At 59.4% G+C, this 18,936-nt stretch carries 20 protein-coding genes and 1 other annotated feature; of the genes, 2 read left to right on the top strand and 18 right to left on the bottom strand.

Features of this window, described 5'->3' with window-relative positions; all coding sequences use genetic code 11:
* Positions 1 to 6: 6 nt before the first annotated feature.
* Positions 7 to 251: a binding site (T-box leader), on the bottom strand.
* A 38-nt stretch (positions 252 to 289) separates the two neighbouring features.
* The 4 genes from HIJ39_RS08625 to HIJ39_RS08610 are packed head-to-tail and all read right to left on the bottom strand — an operon-like array spanning position 290 to position 4,471.
* Positions 290 to 604 (bottom strand): helix-turn-helix transcriptional regulator, encoded by a 315-nt coding sequence (locus tag HIJ39_RS08625; RefSeq protein ID WP_169098698.1) that lies wholly within the window; start codon positions 602 to 604, stop codon positions 290 to 292.
* Between the two features lie 33 nt (positions 605 to 637).
* A complete protein-coding gene (gene recG / locus HIJ39_RS08620; protein WP_169098696.1) occupies positions 638 to 2,761 on the bottom strand; it encodes an ATP-dependent DNA helicase RecG in 2,124 nt (707 codons plus the stop codon).
* The gene (locus tag HIJ39_RS08615) at positions 2,683 to 4,119 is read right to left on the bottom strand and encodes a DAK2 domain-containing protein (RefSeq protein WP_169098694.1); all 1,437 of its coding nucleotides are present in this window, start codon (positions 4,117 to 4,119) and stop codon (positions 2,683 to 2,685) included. Before HIJ39_RS08615 ends, recG begins: the two co-directional genes overlap by 79 nt.
* On the bottom strand, positions 4,109 to 4,471 hold the full coding sequence (locus tag HIJ39_RS08610; protein WP_207711558.1) for an Asp23/Gls24 family envelope stress response protein: 363 nt from the start codon (positions 4,469 to 4,471) through the stop codon (positions 4,109 to 4,111). The genes HIJ39_RS08615 and HIJ39_RS08610 overlap by 11 nt, the downstream gene beginning before the upstream one ends.
* An 82-nt stretch (positions 4,472 to 4,553) precedes the next feature.
* Between HIJ39_RS08610 and rpmB the strand changes: the two genes are divergently transcribed.
* Entirely contained in the window at positions 4,554 to 4,745 is a 192-nt protein-coding gene (gene rpmB, locus HIJ39_RS08605; RefSeq protein WP_169098692.1) for a 50S ribosomal protein L28, read from the top strand.
* On the opposite strand, the gene HIJ39_RS08600 is transcribed toward rpmB, so the two are convergent.
* From HIJ39_RS08600 to remA, 14 genes are all read right to left on the bottom strand, one after another.
* Complete coding sequence (locus tag HIJ39_RS08600) at positions 4,742 to 5,452, bottom strand: Hsp33 family molecular chaperone HslO (RefSeq protein ID WP_275107291.1); 711 nt, start codon at positions 5,450 to 5,452, stop codon at positions 4,742 to 4,744. The two genes, rpmB and HIJ39_RS08600, sit on opposite strands and share 4 nt — an antisense overlap.
* A complete protein-coding gene (locus HIJ39_RS24580; RefSeq protein WP_338055119.1) occupies positions 5,370 to 5,627 on the bottom strand; it encodes an Hsp33 family molecular chaperone HslO in 258 nt (85 codons plus the stop codon). The genes HIJ39_RS08600 and HIJ39_RS24580 overlap by 83 nt, the downstream gene beginning before the upstream one ends.
* Positions 5,628 to 5,750: 123 nt before the next feature.
* Positions 5,751 to 5,972, bottom strand: coding sequence for a hypothetical protein (locus HIJ39_RS08595; protein ID WP_169098690.1), 222 nt, complete (start codon positions 5,970 to 5,972; stop codon positions 5,751 to 5,753).
* Between the two features lie 72 nt (positions 5,973 to 6,044).
* Positions 6,045 to 6,686, bottom strand: a complete 642-nt coding sequence (rpe, locus tag HIJ39_RS08590; RefSeq protein ID WP_169098688.1) for a ribulose-phosphate 3-epimerase — start codon at positions 6,684 to 6,686, stop codon at positions 6,045 to 6,047.
* 19 nt (positions 6,687 to 6,705) lie between these two features.
* Positions 6,706 to 7,566 (bottom strand): ribosome small subunit-dependent GTPase A, encoded by an 861-nt coding sequence (gene rsgA / locus HIJ39_RS08585; protein WP_169098686.1) that lies wholly within the window; start codon positions 7,564 to 7,566, stop codon positions 6,706 to 6,708.
* The gene (locus HIJ39_RS08580; protein WP_243239457.1) at positions 7,563 to 9,539 is read right to left on the bottom strand and encodes a protein kinase domain-containing protein; all 1,977 of its coding nucleotides are present in this window, start codon (positions 9,537 to 9,539) and stop codon (positions 7,563 to 7,565) included. The genes rsgA and HIJ39_RS08580 overlap by 4 nt, the downstream gene beginning before the upstream one ends.
* Entirely contained in the window at positions 9,505 to 10,242 is a 738-nt protein-coding gene (locus HIJ39_RS08575; RefSeq protein ID WP_338055118.1) for a PP2C family serine/threonine-protein phosphatase, read from the bottom strand. Before HIJ39_RS08575 ends, HIJ39_RS08580 begins: the two co-directional genes overlap by 35 nt.
* Positions 10,233 to 11,297 carry a dual-specificity RNA methyltransferase RlmN gene (gene rlmN, locus HIJ39_RS08570; RefSeq protein ID WP_243239455.1) on the bottom strand — a complete coding sequence of 355 codons (1,065 nt, stop codon included), beginning with the start codon at positions 11,295 to 11,297 and terminating at the stop codon, positions 10,233 to 10,235. Before rlmN ends, HIJ39_RS08575 begins: the two co-directional genes overlap by 10 nt.
* A complete protein-coding gene (gene rsmB, locus HIJ39_RS08565; RefSeq protein ID WP_169098684.1) occupies positions 11,294 to 12,619 on the bottom strand; it encodes a 16S rRNA (cytosine(967)-C(5))-methyltransferase RsmB in 1,326 nt (441 codons plus the stop codon). The genes rlmN and rsmB overlap by 4 nt, the downstream gene beginning before the upstream one ends.
* On the bottom strand, positions 12,604 to 13,524 hold the full coding sequence (gene fmt, locus HIJ39_RS08560) for a methionyl-tRNA formyltransferase (RefSeq protein WP_169098682.1): 921 nt from the start codon (positions 13,522 to 13,524) through the stop codon (positions 12,604 to 12,606). Before fmt ends, rsmB begins: the two co-directional genes overlap by 16 nt.
* A gap of 13 nt (positions 13,525 to 13,537) precedes the next feature.
* Complete coding sequence (priA, locus tag HIJ39_RS08555) at positions 13,538 to 15,682, bottom strand: replication restart helicase PriA (RefSeq protein ID WP_169098680.1); 2,145 nt, start codon at positions 15,680 to 15,682, stop codon at positions 13,538 to 13,540.
* A complete protein-coding gene (gene coaBC / locus HIJ39_RS08550) occupies positions 15,666 to 16,859 on the bottom strand; it encodes a bifunctional phosphopantothenoylcysteine decarboxylase/phosphopantothenate--cysteine ligase CoaBC (protein ID WP_169098678.1) in 1,194 nt (397 codons plus the stop codon). The genes priA and coaBC overlap by 17 nt, the downstream gene beginning before the upstream one ends.
* Positions 16,860 to 17,069, bottom strand: a complete 210-nt coding sequence (gene rpoZ, locus HIJ39_RS08545) for a DNA-directed RNA polymerase subunit omega (protein ID WP_169098676.1) — start codon at positions 17,067 to 17,069, stop codon at positions 16,860 to 16,862. It lies immediately after the preceding gene.
* A 2-nt stretch (positions 17,070 to 17,071) separates the two neighbouring features.
* Complete coding sequence (gene remA / locus HIJ39_RS08540) at positions 17,072 to 17,356, bottom strand: extracellular matrix/biofilm regulator RemA (RefSeq protein WP_169098675.1); 285 nt, start codon at positions 17,354 to 17,356, stop codon at positions 17,072 to 17,074.
* 1,005 nt (positions 17,357 to 18,361) lie between these two features.
* Here remA and HIJ39_RS08535 point away from each other — a divergent pair.
* On the top strand, positions 18,362 to 18,919 hold the full coding sequence (locus tag HIJ39_RS08535) for a hypothetical protein (RefSeq protein WP_169098673.1): 558 nt from the start codon (positions 18,362 to 18,364) through the stop codon (positions 18,917 to 18,919).
* Positions 18,920 to 18,936: the final 17 nt, after the last annotated feature.

Below are 18,936 nucleotides of genomic sequence, written 5' to 3'. Positions count from 1 at the left end.
ATCCCCCAAAGGGACGAAGGTTACTCCGCGGTGCCACCCCAATTAGGCCAAAGGCCTCTCTTTGCCATACGGGACTGACTAAGCCAATCCGATACGCCTTCCTGGTTAACGGAGGAAGAGTCCGGCTACGCCTACTTGATTCGGGTAGCAGCTCCTGGGACCATTCACCGCGCCTCCCCTGCCGGGCTTACACCATCCCCAGCTCGCTTCCAGGTTATCTCGCGGATACTCTTCCCATTCATCGCCTGTCGAATTATTAATGCTACCATAACAGGAGCGGACTCGTCTGTCAAGAGGACGCGCATCGCTTGGCCTCCACAAACTGAAGGAGGTCTCCCAAAGTAAATCCGGCCTCCACAGGGTGGCGCAGCGAGCGGTCGCGCTGAATGACGTAGCGATTGCGCCGTCCGATGCGCTGGCGGGTCACATACCCCGCGTCAACCAAGTCAGCCACGATGCGCTGCACCGCCCGTTCGGTAATTCCGACTCTGAGCGCCAGATCCCGCGTCCGTACCATCGGCTCTTCAGCCATTAGTACCAAAACATGGGCGTAATTGGTCAAAAAGGTCCATTGGGGCCCGGCGACATGAGACTGTGAAGCCATTCGGCATCCGCTCCTCTGTCCGGTTGCTTGCCGCTAGTGTAGCACATGACTGGGCAACGCTGCCTCCAATGCCTCAAAGACCCAGTTTTTCAGGCCAGCATGGTCGGGATGGGTCAGTCCGGGATCCGCCGTCAATATATGGCGAGCCCTTTCGCGGGCCCGCTCCAACAGCGCCAAGTCCTTTAGCGGATTGGCCAATTGAAATCCCGCCACACCATGCTGGCGCATACCCAGCACTTCTCCCGGCCCCCGTATCTCCAAGTCCCGTTCGGCCAATATCAATCCATCCTGGGTCTCCGTCATTGCCTGAATCCGGGCTTCCCCTTCTGCCGTCGCCGGATCCGCTAAGAGGTAGCAGGCTGACGCATGGGAGCCTCGCCCCACGCGACCTCGCAACTGATGCAGCTGCGCCAACCCAAACCGATCCGCCCCCTCAATTACAACCACCGTGGCATTGGGTACGTCCACCCCCACTTCCAGAATGGTGGTGCCCACGAGCACATCGAGTCGATGTTCGCGAAACGCCTCCATCACGGTGGACTTTTCTTGGGCGCTCATACGGCCGTGAATCAGACCTACCCGCCATCCAGGCAGCTTTTGCATGCCCTCCGCAAGTAGCGTGGCCGCCCGCCCTTGACTTTCCTCGCTTTCTTCCACCAACGGGCAGATGACATAAGCTTGCCGACCACCCTTGACCGCTTCGAGCACCTTTTGATAGGCCGCCCGGCGCTCCTTCATGGGGACGTGGACCGTCTGAATTGGCTGCCGTCCAGGCGGCAGGCCGCGAATCTGCGAAACCTCGAGATCCCCATAGACGGTCAGCGCAAGCGTGCGGGGAATGGGCGTGGCCGTCATCACCAACATGTGAGGAAACAACCCCTTTTGGCTTAAATCGGCCCGCTGCCGCACTCCAAACCGGTGCTGCTCATCCACCACCACCACGCCGAGACGTCCGAAGCTCACCCTTTCCGATACCAGCGCTTGGGTCCCAATGGCAATCAAGGGCTCATCGGAGGCCAAACGGGAATACGTGACTTCGCGCTCTCGTCCCGGCCGTCCAGTCACCAGCAGAACGGGAATTCCCAACGGCTCCATCAGCTTTTCCAACGAAAGGGCATGCTGCTCTGCCAGAAGTTCGGTGGGGGCCATCATCGCTGCTTGATAGCCGCTTCCGACGGCCGTCAGCATCGAGAGCGCCGCCAGCATGGTTTTTCCTGAGCCCACATCCCCCTGCAAAAGACGCGCCATCGGTTTGCTCGCTCCTAGGTCGCGGCGAATGTCCCTCCAGGCGTCTTTCTGGCCGTCGGTTAAGTCAAATGGCAAGGCTTCAAGAAACCGCCGCAAAAGGGGGTTGTCCGGATTAAGCTTTGGCGCATAATGCTGGCCGTCGGCGCGATGCAACCACAACACCGCCAAAGACATCCGCAAAAATTCATCGAATACCAGCCGTCGGCGGGAACGCTCCAAATCCTCCAACGTTTCCGGGAAGTGCTGATGCAAGATCGCCCAGGCGCGATCGGCCAGGTGTTCTTCCGCCTTAAGCGACTCGGGCAGCGGATCGGCCATTTTGTAAACCAGATGGGGAATCACGCGGGACAGCAAATCCTGCATAAACCGTTGTTTTAAGTCGCCTGCCAAGGGATAGACCGGCACCAGGCCTAGTCGGGGTGTTTCCCCTGAGGACAGCACATCCAAATCGGGATGGGTCATGGTCGGTCGTCCCCGAAATGACTCTATGCGGCCAGAAAGCATCACCTCTGTCCCGGGAGCCAATTGACGCTTAATCCAGCGGGCATGAAAGAAGGTGGCTTCGACATGTCCGCTTGAATCGCCGATACGCACCTTAAGTACGCTCTGCCCGCGACCCGTGAATCTTTCGTTCAGCGCCTCCACGCGGCCCCTGATGGTTGCTACAGTGCCAGATTGCAAGTCGCGTATCGGTGTGAGAGTTGTGCGATCCAAGTGACGACGGGGCCACAACGTGGCCAAGTCTTGCACGGTGTCGACCCCAAGCTTTGCCAAATCTTGGGCCCGTTTGGGCCCCACCCCCGGAACCCGTCCGATGGAATCGCCCAGCGCTAGGGCTGCCAGACGATCTCCATCCAAGGGTTTGACTGGGGAACCGGAACTAGTTCGGCGTCCAGTGCCTCCTGCCAAAACGCCGCCTCCTCCCCGCTGGCCTTGTGGCTCAAATACATAGTCACCACACCTGGCCCAAGCTTTTCAAGCGCTTCTTGCACTCCCATGCGAAGCGCTTCGCGGTCTGCATAGCATGTGCCGTCAAACCAAAAGCCTTCCGGCTGGCGAAACACCGCGTAGCGAGTCGTCTTGCTCAAAAGTTCCAACATACGGGCACGATTGGTCTCCCAATCCTCGTCGTCCGCATATTCCACCATGACGTGCAAAGCCTCCGCGACCGATTCCACCGCCACCGCCTGCTCAAGCACCAAGTCTGGGTTGACCCAAATCAGATGGGACTGATCAACCGCCGCGGTCGGGTCCATCACCCGCACATGCTCCCCAAACAGCGGCTCGGCCTCTGGGGGAGCCACCACCGTTAATTTCGACCCCGGATGGCGCGCCTCAACTTGCGCACGCATGTCCAACCACTCCATCTGGCGAATATCGCCTACCCGGGTCAAAATTTCCATCAGGGGCACCGCTTGTTCGGTGTGGACGTGCACCTTAATCTGATCCCGACCCGGTGCAATGACCACCGAATCGCCAATGGCGGTGAGCGCTTCCCGAAGCCAGGTCTCGGGGTGAGGGTGCCGGATATGATATAGGAGCGCTTCCACGTCGTAATAGTTGCTCTCCGGCGACTCCAACGCCGGGTGGGCTGGGCTTTCGGCCGACGAAATCTTTTGGTCGACGCCCGGGAGGACTATCTCGCCTCGGGCGGCGAAGAGCCAGCCGCGCAATAGCGCAACGTAGCCCATTGCCCCGGCGTCAACCATGCCTGTCCCCCGCAGCACCGGCAAAACTTCGGTAGTTTGTCGTAGTGCCCTTTCCCCCGCCTCAACCGCCGATTCCAATCCCTGGACCACATCGCCATCCACTTGAATTCCGGTTGCAATCTGGTCTGCCACCGTAAGAATGGTCCCTTCAACTGGGTTGGCCACCTGCTGACGAGCCCGCGCGGCGGCACGGGCGAGCCCCTCTTGAAAGTCCAAGGGCTCGGCCGTCGCCTTCCCCTCCATCGCCTCCGCAAATCCAGCCAACAACTGGGACAAAATGACCCCAGAGTTTCCCCGGGCCCCCATCAGGGCACCGTCGGCCGCGGCCCGCGCCAGCACATCAAGACGATCCGGGGCGGCCTCTCGTATCGCCTTGACGGCGGCTTCAAGCGTCCTCACCATATTATGTCCGGTATCGCCGTCCGCCACGGGAAAAAGATTGGCCTGATTCAGCACGTCTTGAAATCGGGACAACTCCGTTAGGGCGCCCTCCATCCATAGTGCCCATGACTCTCCTGACAACCGCCAGAGCGGCACGCTGCCTCGTTCAGTTCTCAATCGTCCGAACTCCTTCAACATGAATCCCGATATGGTCAGGATAGGATCCTACCGCCTCTTTGAGAGCCTGGTTGACACGATCCGCCACCTGCCGACCCACTTGGGCAATTTTCACCCCGTACTGAACCATTAAAAAGAGATCCACATCGTAGTGGCCGTCCCCGCTCTCATCCACCCGGACTCCTCGAGCTAAGATGTCATGTCGCACTAAACTGTTTAGGTTGTCGGCCAATCCATGTTGACTCATCTGCACCACACCAGGAACGCTGAGTGCCGCCCGTGAGGCTAATGCGGCCAGCACCTCGTCGTGAATTATCGTTTGCCCCCATTCGGTGCGCTTTTCCACCGCCATCTACACCCCTCAATACTTGCGCGTCAATGCCTACTATGTTACCATAGACAAGAATGTCACGGGGTCGAAGGGAGGTCCGAAAATGGCATACCGATGCGAAATTTGCGACAAGCACACCGTTCACGGGAACAACGTGAGCCACTCGCACAAGAAGACCAAGCGAGTATGGAAGCCTAACATCCAGCGCGTGCGCGCCCGTATCGACGGCCGCACCAAGCGCATTTATGTTTGCACGCGTTGCCTGCGTTCGGGCCGGGTGGAACGCGCCATCTAGGTGGCGGCGTTCCCTCGGTATGATTCTAGTTCATTTTGGCTGAAATGATACGCACGGCGGCAAAAGTGACAGGTCACCTCGGCGCCGCCGTCGCTGATAAGGTCGGTCAAGTCCGCATAGGGCAGCGTTTTTAAGGTATCCGCAATGCGCTCCCGATCGCACCAACAGCGGAACTGCAGCGGTTCTCTGGGGTACCAACGAATCGGTTCCGGCAACACCATTTTCACGAAGGATTCTAAAGTTTCGCCGTCGGCCAGCCGACGGCTTATTTGTGTCAGTCGCTCAAAATCGCGAGCCACCTGATCAAGCAGACTTTCCGGACATCCCGGCAGCGCCTGAATCATGAGGCCCCCCGCACCCACCACTAAACCTTCCGTGCCAACCAACACCCCCAATGACACGGCACTCGATACCTGCTCGGATTGCCATAGGTAGTGCAGAAAGTCGTCGCCGATTTCACCGGTCCTCAATTCCACTTGGCTCTGGTACCATTGCCCGTCGGCTTCTTGGCGCAAAACCCGAAAAAAACCGTCGGTGCCGACAGCTTGTCCCACCGGCAGTTTGCCGTCCGCACGGAGCGGCAAGTCCACCGCCGGATGCTGGACACGCGCTCTAATATCCCCATTAGCCAGCACCTCGGCCACCACCCGGCCTAATGGTCCCCCGCCCTGCACGTCGACCGTCAACCGACCGTACTGGTCTTTCAAGTCGCCTCCCAGCATGGCCCGCCGTAGTCATCAGCCGGCCCATGGCGGCGGCAGCCACCGGCCAGGCCTGGTGAATTTCCTGGGCCGTCCGCGCAGTGGCCGTTAACGAAATGGCCGCCGCGCGTAAAAGCCCGTCCGCTGCCGTCGCCCGAATCCGATAATCCGTTGATATCACCCCGTTAACTACTTGGTGCTCCAAATCCCCAATACCACCTGCAGAATTCGTCCCACAAACCGCGGCACCTTCACCACTTGCACCTGCATGTTGGTCATCCTTTCTGGTGTCCCCAAAATCTCTTCATGATGCTGACAAGATCCGCCAACCAATCCAAATTAGGGCTCCTCCAATCGCCAACGGGCCTAACCCTGCCCATAAAAGCCAAAGCCCAATGCCAAATGGCCAGATCCACAGCGGCAGCACTTTCACAATCACAAAGGCTCCGGCGATGGCGACCGCGACCCCCCATAGCCGATTCGGGCCCCTTCGCCGAAAGCGAAGACCGTACCGGGCTGACCGCATTTTCCCCACCCCCTTCGCCCAACTGATGATGTGGCAATCATCATGCTACGAAGGGCGGGGGCAAAAGGTGCCTCACGATTGACGAAGAATTTGAATCCGGGCTTTCGGGTCCTCAGCGCCAAATACATAAGACCCGGCGACCAATATCTCCGCCCCGTGGGCTACAGCCTGGGAGGCAGTCTCGGCATTGATGCCGCCATCGACCTCGATTAACGGCCGTTCCCGGGCACCGCGCAGATCCCGAACCCGGGCCAACTTCTCGAGCGCCCGAGGCCAAAATTTTTGCCCGCCGAAACCCGGGTTGACACTCATGATCAACACATAGTCCAATTCCGGGAGAATGTCGACCAACATCTCCACCGGCGTAGCGGGATTGATGGCGGCCCCCGCCAGCGCGCCCAATTGATGAATCTGGTCGATGGTGCGCTCGAGATGCGGACACGCCTCGACATGCACGGAAATCATGTCGGCGCCGGCCTGGCGAAAATCGGACAAGTATCGATCGGGTTCCACAATCATCATATGCACGTCGAGCGGCAAATCAGTCGCCTTTCGGACCGCTTCGACAACCTGAGGACCCATGGTAATATTCGGCACAAAGCGGCCATCCATCACATCCACATGCAAGAGGTCAGCATCCGCCGACACACCTTGGACCGCTTCCCTAAGAGCCCCAAAATCTGCCGAGAGAATGGATGGAGCAATCTGTAGCATAGTTCCTCCTGTTCCGCCTCTAATAGCGTTTGATCCATTGATCCAGCAACGACAAATAATGCTGATATCGCCAATCGGCAATCTCGCCCGCCTCGAGCGCTCCATGCACAAGGCAGCCCGGCTCCTGACGATGCAAGCAATCATGAAAACGGCAGTTGAAGGCGGCCAATTCCGGAAACGCGGCTAAAATGTCTTGGGCAGACTGAACCTGCGTTTCCAGTGCCGTATAGCCGGGGCTGTCCGCCAACCAGTAATTGTCGATCGCGTACAACCGCACCCAGCGTGTGGTTTGCTGGCCCCGCCCAATGCGGCTTAATTCCCCAGTATTCGCCAGCGCCGTTGGTATCATGGCTTTCAACAGCGTTGACTTTCCGGCCCCGCTTTCCCCCGTCAGCACCCATATACCCTGCCGGGCTCGATGAATCAGATCCTCAATCCCCAGTTCGAGTGGCGCCGACGTCCGCCACACCCGATATCCTGCCTCGCCATAGGTTTTTGCAATCCGTTCGAGCCGTTTTTGATCGGTCGCCAAATCCACCTTGGAGAGCACAACCTCAGCCTCCAAACCGGAAAGGGCGGCCATGACCAGGCGCTTGTCCAACAGTTCCAGACTCCCCGCCGGCGACTCAAGACTAAAGACCACAAATACACCCTGGACGTTGGCAACTGGCGGCCGCAGCAATTGGGTGGTCCGCGGCAAGACCGTCTCTATACGGGCCTCGCCCGGGTCGGTCGGTTCCACCAACACCCGATCACCCACCATGATCCGTCCCACATCCCGCTTAATGCGCCCCTTTAGATAACAGAGGTAGGTGGTGCCGTCCGGCAGGGCGACCGTGGGCCGGTTAGCCTCCAACAACACCACCAGGCCTTCTCTCATTGATTGCCTCCGCTTGGCGAGGGACTCGGGGACGGAGATGGTCCGGAAGACGGCGCACTAGTCCCGCTAGATGGGGCACTCGTAGAACTGCTGGTGTTGCTCGGCAGAAGCGTTCGCGGCGGCTCCACCTGGCCATTCAGCGACGCCGAGAGCTCCCCACGGGTACCATACCAGATCACCACATAGGATACCGGTTCTCCCGGGTTCACTTGTTGATAGTACACTTCCTCGTTGCCCGCCTGGTCGGTCACAATGACCTTCAAAAGCGACTTAGGCCGGGCGCTCGAAGGAATGGTCCACCGCACCAAACTCCGGTTTCTTGGCATGGACGAACTCACCGGGCTCGGCCCATTAGACGTGGTCACACTGACCCCGGTCACGCCCTGAAGGCTCGAAAAAGGCGCAGGGCTTTGATCGATGATGGTGTTGGGTGGTTCGGTCGAGTACATCGGGCTCGGCGTGCCAATTGTCACGTTCATGGATGCCAAAAGGCTCGCGGCTTTGGGCACCGAAAGCCCTACCAAGTTCGGCATGACATTGGCGGCGGTGCTCGATCCCTTGGATACCCAAAGCGTCACTCGGCTGCCTGCAGCCACCACGGTTCCCGCGCCCGGACTTTGGCGCAACACCAGCCCGCTCTGTTGGCTGGAGGCCACGTGCCTCACGCGTACACGGAGACCTAGGGTGTTGACCAGTTCCTGCTTGGCCTGGTAGAGCGTTTCCTTAGTTACGCCCGGCAGGGTCTCCTTGCGGGGTCCTGAGGACACTACCACATCCACGGGCTGACTTGCCTTAATGCGGGTGCCTGGACTCGGACGCTCCGTCAACACGTGATTCTTGGCGACCTTGGTGGAGCTTTGATGGCCCACCACATCGAGACTCAATCCCATCGACTGGGCGCGCCCCCGAGCCTGGCTCAAGGCCATGCCTTTGAAATTGGGCACACTAATGATAGGCGGGTTGAGCCAACGATTAAAGGCATAGACGCCGCCGCCGGCCAAAATCGCCACCAATGCGGCCACGATAGCCCAGGGGATCCAGCGCCGGCGCCGGGAGGGTGTGGTCGGTTGTTCGGGACCTTCTTCGCGTCGGCCTAACGGCGCTGGCAACGGCCCTGCATTGGCCGCCTCAGGATGCAGAATCCGAGCGATGTCCTGACGCAGCGCATGGGCTGAATGATAGCGCTCGGCCGGATCTTTGGAGAGTGCCCGCTCCACCATATCGCCGACCGCCTTCGGAACATCCGGCCTCAGCTCATCGATGCGGGCGGGTTCGTCCTGCAGATGCTTGATCGCGACACCGATCGCACTCTCACTTTCAAACGGCAACTTCCCGGTCAGCATCTCAAACAGCACAACCCCTAGCGAATAGAGATCCGACTGGGGACCAATCAGGCGACCACGTGCCTGCTCGGGACTCAAATACTGGACCGTACCGAGCAGTGAGCCGGTATTCACCAGGGTGCCGGTGGTGGCCGCATACGCAATGCCAAAGTCGGTCACCTTGACAACGCCTTCTGGCGAAATGAGCACATTTTGCGGCTTAATGTCCCGATGAACCAGTTTGCGGGCATGCGCCACCTCAAGTCCCTGCGCGACCTGGTCGGCGATGTCCAAGGCGACCTCAACCGGAAGCGGCGCTTCCCGGTCGATTTTTGCGCGTAGCGTTTCGCCGGCAACCAATTCCATAACCATATAATGGATATCTGGCTCGTCGCGGCCGACATCGTAAACCTGCACCACATGGCGATCTACCAGAGAGGCTGCCGCCCGCGCCTCCTGATCGAAGCGGCGTACCACTTCTGCATCTTCAGCCCACTGATGCTTTAATATCTTGACCGCGACCAACCGATTGAGGGTTAAGTCGCGAGCGCGATAGACGAGCGACATGCCACCGGTGCCGATTCGCTCAAGAACTTCATAACGATTGCCAAGAATACTACCCACCATGACCGTCACCTGCCTCGGACTCAACCAGCACCACCGTGATGTTGTCCGGTCCGCCGCGCTCGAGCGCCGTCTGGATTAATCGGTCAATCAGCGCATATCCCGAAAGGCTTTGACTGGCAAGAAAGATGTCGTCGTCCGAAAGTACGGCGGTTAACCCATCCGTGCACAGCAGCAACCGTCCTGATCCGTCCCAGGCCTGCTCGGCGACATCAATGCGGACCCGGTCGAAAGGACCGATGACACGGGTCAGTACATTTTTGTTGGGGTGATGTTCCGCTTCTTCCGGTGTTAAGCCACCGGCCCGCTCCATCTCTGCGGCCAGAGAGTGGTCCACCGTCAGCCGCACCAAATGATCATCCAAAAGGTGATAGGCGCGCGAGTCACCGACATGAGCCACCAGTAGCCGGTTAGGAAAAATCACCGCCGACGTCAAGGTGGTCCCCATTCCGTTAAGCGCATCGTCGCGCTGGCCAGACTCGTGAATACGCCGGTTGGCAGCTGACACCGCTGAAGCCAAACGGGCGATGTCCCGAATCTCCAACCCCACCGCATCATCGAGGGTCTCCAAGGCCATACGGCTGGCCTCCTGTCCTGCGGGCCCACCACCCACGCCGTCCGCCACCGCCACAAGATATCCGTCGCCCGCTACCGGGCGCATCAAATAGGCGTCCTCGTTGTTAGGCCGTTTCAACCCCCGATGGCTTCGCCCAAAGGTTCTTAGGGTGATACCTGCTCCTCCTCCCGGAGTCTTAACTGTCCACAGGCCGCATCAATTTCCTGGCCTAATTCTCTCCGTATGGTACAAGAAATTCCGTATTCTTGCACGATGCTTTGAAAACGTCGCACACGCTCCTTTGGTGACGGCTGGAACGGATGCTCATCGACAGGATTCCAGGGGATCAGATTAACGTGACTCGGAAATCCCCGTACGAGTTCCCCCAATTGGTGGGCCTCCGCTTCTCCATCGTTGACGTGGTCTAACAGCAAATATTCGAAGGTCACGCGCCGACCGGTGGTTTCCACAAAATAGCGGCACATCGGGATAAGCTTGGCCAACGGATAGGCGCGGTTGACGGGCATCAACTGCAGCCGCAGTGCATCGTTGGGGGCGTGCAGTGACACGGCCAAAGTCACAGGAAGACCGCTGTCCGCCAACTTCTTCATCGCCGGCACCAATCCGCTGGTCGATACGGTGATATGGCGATAGCTCAAGTTAAACCCCGCCGGATCATGCACTATTTCTAAAAACCGCATCAGATTATCAAAGTTGTCCAACGGCTCTCCAATGCCCATCACGTCGATACGGCTAATCTTGGCGCCCCGCTCGCTCAGTACCTGATTGCCAAAGGCCACTTGGTCCGCCATTTCACCGGCGGTCAGCTGACGCACCCGCCCCTTCAGTCCCGAGGCACAAAACTTGCAACCCATGGCACATCCGACTTGAGACGACACACACACGCTATACCCATAACGATGAGGAAGCAGCACTGTTTCCACACGCTGGCCATCGGCCATGCGCAACAACAGTTTCGTGGTGCCGTCGTGGGCAACTTGGCTCTCGACCCGTGTCAACCGCGTCAGCGGATAGCGTTCGGCCATGTGTTGGCGGAGCTTTTCCGGCCACACGCTGATATTGCGGTAATGGTCCGCATGGTGGCGCCATAACCACTCAAAGAGCTGCGCCCCACGAAACCGGGGAGCCCCTTCCGACTCCAACAGGGCAGCGAGCTCTTTGGGGGTCATGGACAAGACGTCGCCCCAGGCAAACTTGCTGGCCGTCATTGCACCGCCTCCTTTTTCACGCGTAGTCGCGCAATGTAAAAGCCATCCATTCCCAAATCACCTGGGGTTAGACTCAGAGCGCCATTCTTGACGAAGGACGCCAAATCTGGATGCGGAAGATATGGGGTGACGTCCTCCCGCCTCAAATCGGGACGCCGAGCGAGCACCTCGTCAACGACCGCCTCGGTTTCCTCGGGTTCGGTCGAGCAGGTGCTGTACACAATCACTCCACCTGCCCGACAGGCCCGCCAAGCGGCGTCCAGCAACTCTACTTGGGTCTCGTGAAATGCCGGCAAGTCATTGGCTTGCTTCTTCCAACGGGCATCCACCCTCCGTCGCAAGACGCCCAGGCCACTACAGGGGGCATCCAAAATTATTCGCTCAAAACTCCCCTGGTGGCTGTTGCCGAATTGGACCGCATTGGCTTCCTTAATGGCGGCCTGATCACCCCGTCCTGTCCGCGAAAGATTCTCCTCCAGCCTTCGTAGACGCGGACGCGAAATATCCAGACAGGTAAGCCGCACCGCCCCACCGGAGCGTTCCAATACGTGCAACGCCTTGCCACCGAGGCCCGCTGCCATGTCCAAAACCTCGTCGCCCGGCTGGGCATCGAGCACCCAGGCAACCAACATGCCGCTTTCGTCCTGAACCGTCACCCATCCCCGGCGAAAGGGCTCAAAGTCCTCAAGCCACAGGGATCCCCGCACCCGAATCGCCTCAGGAAGATACGGGGAGGGTTCCGCATCAATGCCTAAATTCCCTAGTTCCTCCAACACCTCAGCACGAGATGTGCGGTCCAAATCCACACGCAGGGTCAGCGGCGGCACCGCATTGTTGGCCTCCAAAATGGATTCCAAACGGGGGCCATAGCGCGCCTGCCAACGCTCCACAATCCAATCCGGGTGCGAATAGCGTTCGCCCAGGGAGAGTTGCTCAGGCTTCTTGCTCTGTCCACGGCGCAAAATAGCGTTCACCATGCCCACAGCCCGCGGCGCGCGAGCTCGCGTCTGCTCCACGGCCGCATTCACCGCCGCATAATCAGGGACCCGATCAAGAAATCCCATCTGATAGAAGGCCATACGAAGAATGTCTTGTACCTCAGGTTCCAAATCCCCGCGGACAAAGGGTTTCATCCAAGCGTCAAGATAGCGTAGATGGCGTAGCACACCGTAGACTAAAGTCGCCATCAAGGCCCGATCGCGAGCCGGCAATCCCTTCGCCTGTTGAATGGCGTCGCTCACCGGGTAACCCTGGCGAATTCTGGCCAACGCTTTTAAGGCTTCATCCCGGGCCAATCCCGCCCGACTTACTGAAGCGTCCATTCTACCTCCCCCCGTCGCCCGCGAACAAACTCCCCAGGAGACATAATGCGCCGGCCGGCGGGCTGAATGCGCGATACCCGGAGAATGCCTTCACCGGTCTGGACGGTCCAGTCCTCCCCATCCAGGTGTGCCGTGCCGGGCGTTCCCGAGCCAGTAGCCCCTTGGGCCCGCGCAGCTAAAATTTTGATGCGTAAATCACCCAGCATAGTATAGGCGCCGGGCTCGGGCGTCATGCTTCGTACCTGAGCGTCGAGAGCGTGAGCGGTCTCGTCCCACCTCATGCGTCCAGCCGTACGGTCAAACTTGGGTGCAAGACACCTCCCCGCTTCATCTTGTGGGATGCTGGGGAAGCGGCTGACGCCGTAGCGGTCACGGGTTTCAAGCCATAGAGCAGCCCCCAGTTCGGCCAGACGCAATGTCAAACTGCCGGTCGTATCTTCGGGCCCGATCGCCGTTGTGGCTGTCGCAACGATCGGACCAGTGTCCATCCCTTCGTCCATGGCCATCAACGTCACGCCGGTCACCGAATCCTCGCTCAAAATCGCCCAAGCGACGGGATTCGCCCCGCGCCAGCGCGGCAGCAAAGAGGCATGTAAGTTATACGCGCCCACGCGCGGCAAGGCGAGTAGCCAAGGCGGCAAAATGCGCCCATAGGCGGCGGTAAGAATCCAATCGGGCTTGAACGACTCCCACGCTCCCCGAAAGTCCTTGAGCTTCACCGGCTTCATAACCGGAAGATTCTGAGCCTCAGCCCAAACCGCCACGGGCGAGGGGGTGAGAATTTGCCGGCGCCCCACGGGCATGTCCGGCTTAGTCACCACCAGATACTGGTCGTCGGGTTGATAGATGCGCTCCAAAATACGGCGGGCGTATTCGGGAGTGCCCATAAAGAGGATGCGGGCCATAAACTCCTCCTCACTACATCAAAAAGTACGGATCCCGGGTGATGCTCACCCCGCGATGCTGGCTTTGCAAGGTTCGGAGAACCACTGCCAAGTCATCATTATGGGTGCTCTTCAACAAAAGATGGTAGCGGTATTGTCCACGAATACGGGCCAAGGGAGCGGGCGCTGGGCCCAATATTTCTCCGTTGGGCCAAACAGCTCTCAAATCCCTATACACGCCGTCCGCCCGGGCTTTCACGTCGGACTCTTCCGATCCTTCAAGGACCAGTAGCCAGAGGTCAGAATACGGCGGGTAATGGGCTTGTTCACGAAAGCTGATTTCCTCTTGATAGAATGCCGCATAATCATGGCGATACGCGTGAAAGATGGCGTAATGATCCGGATTATAGGTCTGGATCACGACCCGCCCCGCCTGATCTCCCCGTCCGGAACGCCCTCCGGCTTGCACCAACAACTGAAACGTGCGTTCTGCCGCACGATAATCGGGCAGATGGAGCGCCGTGTCAGCTGCCACCACCCCTACCAGTGTAACCCGGGGAAAGTCCATGCCTTTGGCAATCATTTGCGTTCCGACTAATACATCGGCTTGTCCCGACAAAAAGTTTTGATAAAGTTCAGCGTAGTCATCGGGCCGCGTCAGGGTGTCTCGGTCGGCGCGGATCACCCGTGTACCGGGAAAGAGACGCCCGACCTCATCAGCTACCCGCTCGGTACCCGCACCAAAATAACGGATTTTGTCACTGCCGCACTCTGGGCACCGTTTCGGCAACGGCTGTTCCTTCAGGCAATAATGGCAGACCAAGCGATTGTCGCGCTGATGATACGTAAGGGAGACGGCGCAGTCCGGGCATTGTAAAGCTTGTCCGCAAGCCCTGCAGAGCACAAAGGTCGAATAGCCCCGCCGATTCAGAAACAAAATGGCCTGCTCGCCGCGCCTTAACACCTCGTCCAGGGCGGTAGTCAACGCGTGGCTAAACATCTGACGGTTACCCTTTTGCAGTTCCTCCCGCATGTCGACCAGTTCGACCGCCGGCAAGCTCCTCCCCATCGCTCGTTCGGGCAATCTCAGATGGCCGATTGCACCTTGCTCAGCCCAGAATCGGGTTTCTACCGATGGGGTCGCGCTTCCCAGAACCACGGTCACGCCCTCGCGCTTTCCACGCCACAAGGCCGCTTCGCGGGCATGATAACGGGGATGCTCCTCCTGCTTGTAGCTTGGTTCGTGCTCCTCGTCGACAACAATGGCGCCCAAACGAGGAAAGGGCAAAAACACCGCCGATCGTGCCCCCACAACTACCGACACCCGGCCGTCGCGTACAGCCTCCCAAATCAAGCGCCGCTCCCCATGGCCTAACCCGGAATGCCAAACGGCTACTCGGGTCCCAAACCGCTCCCGAAAACGCAGCAGCACCTGAGGGGTAAGTGCGATTTCCGGCAACAGCACCAGGGCCTGCCGACCAGCCGCTACCCGAGCCTCAATGAGCGCTAAGTACACTTCGGTCTTGCCCGAACCGGTCACCCCTTCCAAAAGCCAGGCCCGTCCCGGTTCAGATTCCATAGTCTGCAAGACCGCTTGCTGAGCTGCCGTCAGCTGGTGGAGCGCCTCCTGGGGCAACGGACTTTGGGGTGGATCGGTCAGCACCTCGAGCGCCTCTTCCGCAACCAGGGCCCGCAGCGCTTGCTGGGCATTGTTGAACTGGTCCAAGAGCGTGCGCCGATCGACCGGTCCATGATCCCGCACGAATTCAAACATGGCCTGCTTCGTGGACGGTCGCCCGCTGCGCGCACCCACCACTCGGTACCAAACCATTTTAGGGCGCGCCGACTGACGGCGCCGCACGGAAGCCGGGACCATGGACCGCAAGGCTTGGGACACGTAGCAGAGATACCGCCCCGAAAGCCACTGAGCCATCTCCAAAAGGACCGGGGTCACCACCGGCTTCCTATCAACAATCGCATGGATAGCTTTGGTGCCCTCCGCCGGATCTCCCGCGGCGAGTTGCGTGATGACTCCATGGAGCACCCGGGATCCGAACGGCACCTCGACCCATTGGCCCAAGGCCACCTGTTCTTCGAAAGTATCGGGAACAACGTAGGTAAAGGGCCGATCCAGACCAGGCGCAACCTGATCGATGACAACCTCAGCCAATATGGCCATGGCCGGCTGCCCGCCTCTCACGAATCCAATCTAACAAAGCGGCAGCCGTGTGCTCTTTACTGCCACCGAGTTCCCGCGGACCCTCCGCTGTGACCAGCCAAGCGCCATATTCGCCGGCGCCAAAACCACGCCCAACTCCCACCAGATTGGCGACCACGGCATCCAAATGTTTTTTCCGTCGCTTGGCTTCCGCCTGCGCCAGCACATCCTCGGTTTCCGCGGCGAACCCCACCAATACCTTCTGGCCTTGGTAGCGCTCCCCAATCGACTGAATGATGTCAGGATTTCGGACCATCTCCCAGTTCAGACCGACGTCATCCTTATGGGCTTTGGACCCTAGTCGCTCGCGAGGGCGAAAATCCGAGACGGCGGCCGCGCCAACCACCACATCAGCGTCTTGTGCCATGGCAATCACGGCCCGTTGCATCTCCTCGGCGCTAACCACCGTTTCCCGCCGTACTCGATCGTCCACAGCGTACGGGACGGCCGGTCCCGTGACCAACCTCACGTCAGCGCCACGGCGCGCCGCTTGATTGGCGATAAGGACCCCCATGAGCCCGGTGGAAGGGTTGGTCAGAACTCGCACCGGATCAAAATGCTCCCAGGTTGCACCCGCCGTGACCACTATGGTGGTGCCGGCCAAATCCTTCGGGGTCAGCGCGTCCTCCAGCGCCGCCACAATCTCTGCCGGTTCGGCCATACGCCCCAATCCCTCTTGCCCCGACGCCATGCGCCCCACGGCGGGACCGACCAGCCGCACCCCGTCCGCTCTTAAAACGCTGGCATTGGCTTGGGTTCGAGGATGGGACCACATCTCTGGCTCCATTGCCGGAGCCGCCACAACCGGTCCGCGGATCCCCAAATACACCAGCCCCAACAGATCGTCCGTTTGTCCATGGGCTAAACGGCTCATGAGCGAAGCGGTGGCCGGGGCGATGACCAGCGCCTCCGCCCAATGGGCCAACTGGACATGCGAAAGCGGACCCGCCGGCTCGTCCGCGGCTTCGATCCCCACGGCGTGTCCCGACAGGGCGCGAAAAGTGAGCGGCGCCACGAATTGTGCCGCCGCCGGAGTCATGACGACCCGTACAGAGTGGCCAGCCTTAACAAGCCGACTCACGACCTCGCACGCCTTATAGGCAGCAATCCCGCCGGCCACTCCAACAATGATACGCATTTATTTAATGCCAGATGGCGGCACTTCAACGGATACGAGGCCGCGCTGAATCTCTTCCAACGCAATAGTTACGGGCTTAGTCGCGTTGACCTGAACCAGCGGCTGATATCCGTCCATAATGGCGCGTCCGCGACGCGCCGCTGCTACAACCAGAGCATACTTGCTCTTGGTTTGACTTACCAATTCTTCCACTGAGGCTGCCTGGGCCACCTTTAATCCTCGTCCTCCTCATCGTCCTCATCGTCGCTGTCAGCCGGACGACTGGTCAGCCGATTGGCGACGGTCTCCGGCTGCACCGCCGACAGAATCACGTGTTCGCTGTCGGTCATAATCACGGCGCGGGTTCTGCGGCCATATGTGGCATCAATCAGGACCCCGCGGTCTCGTGCTTCCGTGATAATGCGCTTGATGGGCGCCGAGTCCGGACTCACGATTGCCACGATGCGATTGGCCGAGACAATGTTGCCGAAGCCAATATTGACCAGCTTGATGTCCAAAAGGAACCTCCCTCAACGCGGTGCGTCTCGCCATTTCTCGTTGGTAATCGTACGGAATCGCTCTCGGAATGTCAATTCCAAGCCCGCGAGATCTCCAGCCCCCGCGACTTTGAGATCACCGCGGGAGATTAGGCCAGACCGTTAGACTCAGCGAATCTTGGTAAAACACATGCGAGCACCCGTCGGTACCGATGTCCGCTCTATCGTAATACCACTTGCCCCAGCCTGAGACACATTGCGCGTCGTATGGAGCCAACACGACTCTCTTGCTGTCTTGACGTCCAACGCCTTTAGCGTTGCAACCACCGTGGAATTGCTGCAGGGCCCAGCCCCGTCGTTTTCCGCCCGCATTGCGCGCGGAGAAAGTGTTGTCACCGATTTTGCGCCTTCAGGTGCTGACCACGTCTGATGGGAGCTTGGTAGGGTTGTTCCACGCCCCTGTGCTCGCCACCGTAACTTCGAGTCAAATCGGTTCCGGCAGCCAGTATCTCCATGTCTCCCCATCCGGCACAGTTACTCCCAACCCCCTTGCGCCCGTAAGCCATGGGGCTGAGCTGAGCCATGCCATTAAAGACCCCTGGCCCTGCGGGGCGTCGACCAATGGCAGCAGGTTCAGTACGCTTCATCCGCCCCACGCCCAAACATGGCCCCCGTGCCATCCCAGCCAAACCGACCCCTAGCCGCCCCCCCGCTGCCGGAGCCGTCCACGGACATGTGTTCGGATGCTTGACGTTCCCTCATTGAGACTTCACGTGGCCGTCATTCAGAGCACGTTCGACACGCAGCTATTGATGGTACAGGGGCACTGGACGGCGTCAGTACTGCCTGGCGAACCGGGACTTTCCGTCATCGCTGCCCATAATGCCACCTAGCAGACCATCATCGTCACCACCCAACAAGGCGTGTTCCTCTTTCGCGTCGCATCCCACGCCATTGTGCCGGCAAATCCAGGGCTTCCGGACTCGAGCGCGCCCACTCTCGCCTTAGAAACCTGCTACCTCTTAGATGGCACGCTACTTTACGCCCTATCGCTACGTCGTGTTTGCCAAACTGATGGCGGCCCGCCTCACCAGCCAGAGCCTGGCCAGTGCAGCGCCTCGGTCCTCCGACGCGTATCACGCCGACATTCCTCCCTGGATTATCAGCCGCTATCCCCTGTGGCTCTCCGAAAACTCCCTGCCCATGGGCACCCTCAACTATCGTGGCGTCTTATCCGAACGATTGGCGCTGTTCGTCCATAGCCCGGCACCTCTGGACATCACCCCCCAAGCGATTCGCCTCCTGGAGGCTTATCGCTATACCAGTCAACACCGCCAATTGTCTTGGCTTCGGTCCATTATTCCCTCGGTCGCCCCATCGTCTGACCCCTTTTGGGGCGCCAAATCGGTCGCGTTTCGTGCACCCGTTAGGCTTACGATGGCCTTAGGAGCGTCTGACCGTCCCACCGGGTTAGTTCTGCTGGCCCCCAATGTGACGGTTGACGGACAGGCCCAGGTGTTGCAATTTACCTATCAGATCATTGGCCCGAAAATCCATCTCGTGGAAGTCACAACTTACCGGTAGTGTAAAGGGTGAGCCCG

The organism is Sulfobacillus harzensis, from assembly GCF_012933365.1.
In the GTDB taxonomy this organism is placed as follows: Bacteria; Bacillota; Sulfobacillia; order Sulfobacillales; family Sulfobacillaceae; genus Sulfobacillus_B; species Sulfobacillus_B harzensis.
Note: the sequence above shows the minus strand (reverse complement) of the source record. Positions and strands in the feature narration are given on the sequence as shown.

What these genes read in the sequence shown, in the direction of transcription:
- HIJ39_RS08625 (WP_169098698.1), bottom strand. Translation starts at nt 604, where the DNA reads ATGGCTTCACAGTCTCATGTCGCCGGGCCCCAATGGACCTTTTTGACC.
- HIJ39_RS08610 (WP_207711558.1), bottom strand. Translation starts at nt 4,471, where the DNA reads ATGGCGGTGGAAAAGCGCACCGAATGGGGGCAAACGATAATTCACGAC.
- rpmB (WP_169098692.1), top strand. Translation starts at nt 4,554, where the DNA reads ATGGCATACCGATGCGAAATTTGCGACAAGCACACCGTTCACGGGAAC.
- HIJ39_RS08595 (WP_169098690.1), bottom strand. Translation starts at nt 5,972, where the DNA reads ATGCGGTCAGCCCGGTACGGTCTTCGCTTTCGGCGAAGGGGCCCGAAT.
- rpe (WP_169098688.1), bottom strand. Translation starts at nt 6,686, where the DNA reads ATGCTACAGATTGCTCCATCCATTCTCTCGGCAGATTTTGGGGCTCTT.
- rsgA (WP_169098686.1), bottom strand. Translation starts at nt 7,566, where the DNA reads ATGAGAGAAGGCCTGGTGGTGTTGTTGGAGGCTAACCGGCCCACGGTC.
- rlmN (WP_243239455.1), bottom strand. Translation starts at nt 11,297, where the DNA reads ATGACGGCCAGCAAGTTTGCCTGGGGCGACGTCTTGTCCATGACCCCC.
- rsmB (WP_169098684.1), bottom strand. Translation starts at nt 12,619, where the DNA reads ATGGACGCTTCAGTAAGTCGGGCGGGATTGGCCCGGGATGAAGCCTTA.
- fmt (WP_169098682.1), bottom strand. Translation starts at nt 13,524, where the DNA reads ATGGCCCGCATCCTCTTTATGGGCACTCCCGAATACGCCCGCCGTATT.
- priA (WP_169098680.1), bottom strand. Translation starts at nt 15,682, where the DNA reads ATGGCCATATTGGCTGAGGTTGTCATCGATCAGGTTGCGCCTGGTCTG.
- coaBC (WP_169098678.1), bottom strand. Translation starts at nt 16,859, where the DNA reads ATGCGTATCATTGTTGGAGTGGCCGGCGGGATTGCTGCCTATAAGGCG.
- HIJ39_RS08535 (WP_169098673.1), top strand. Translation starts at nt 18,362, where the DNA reads ATGGCACGCTACTTTACGCCCTATCGCTACGTCGTGTTTGCCAAACTG.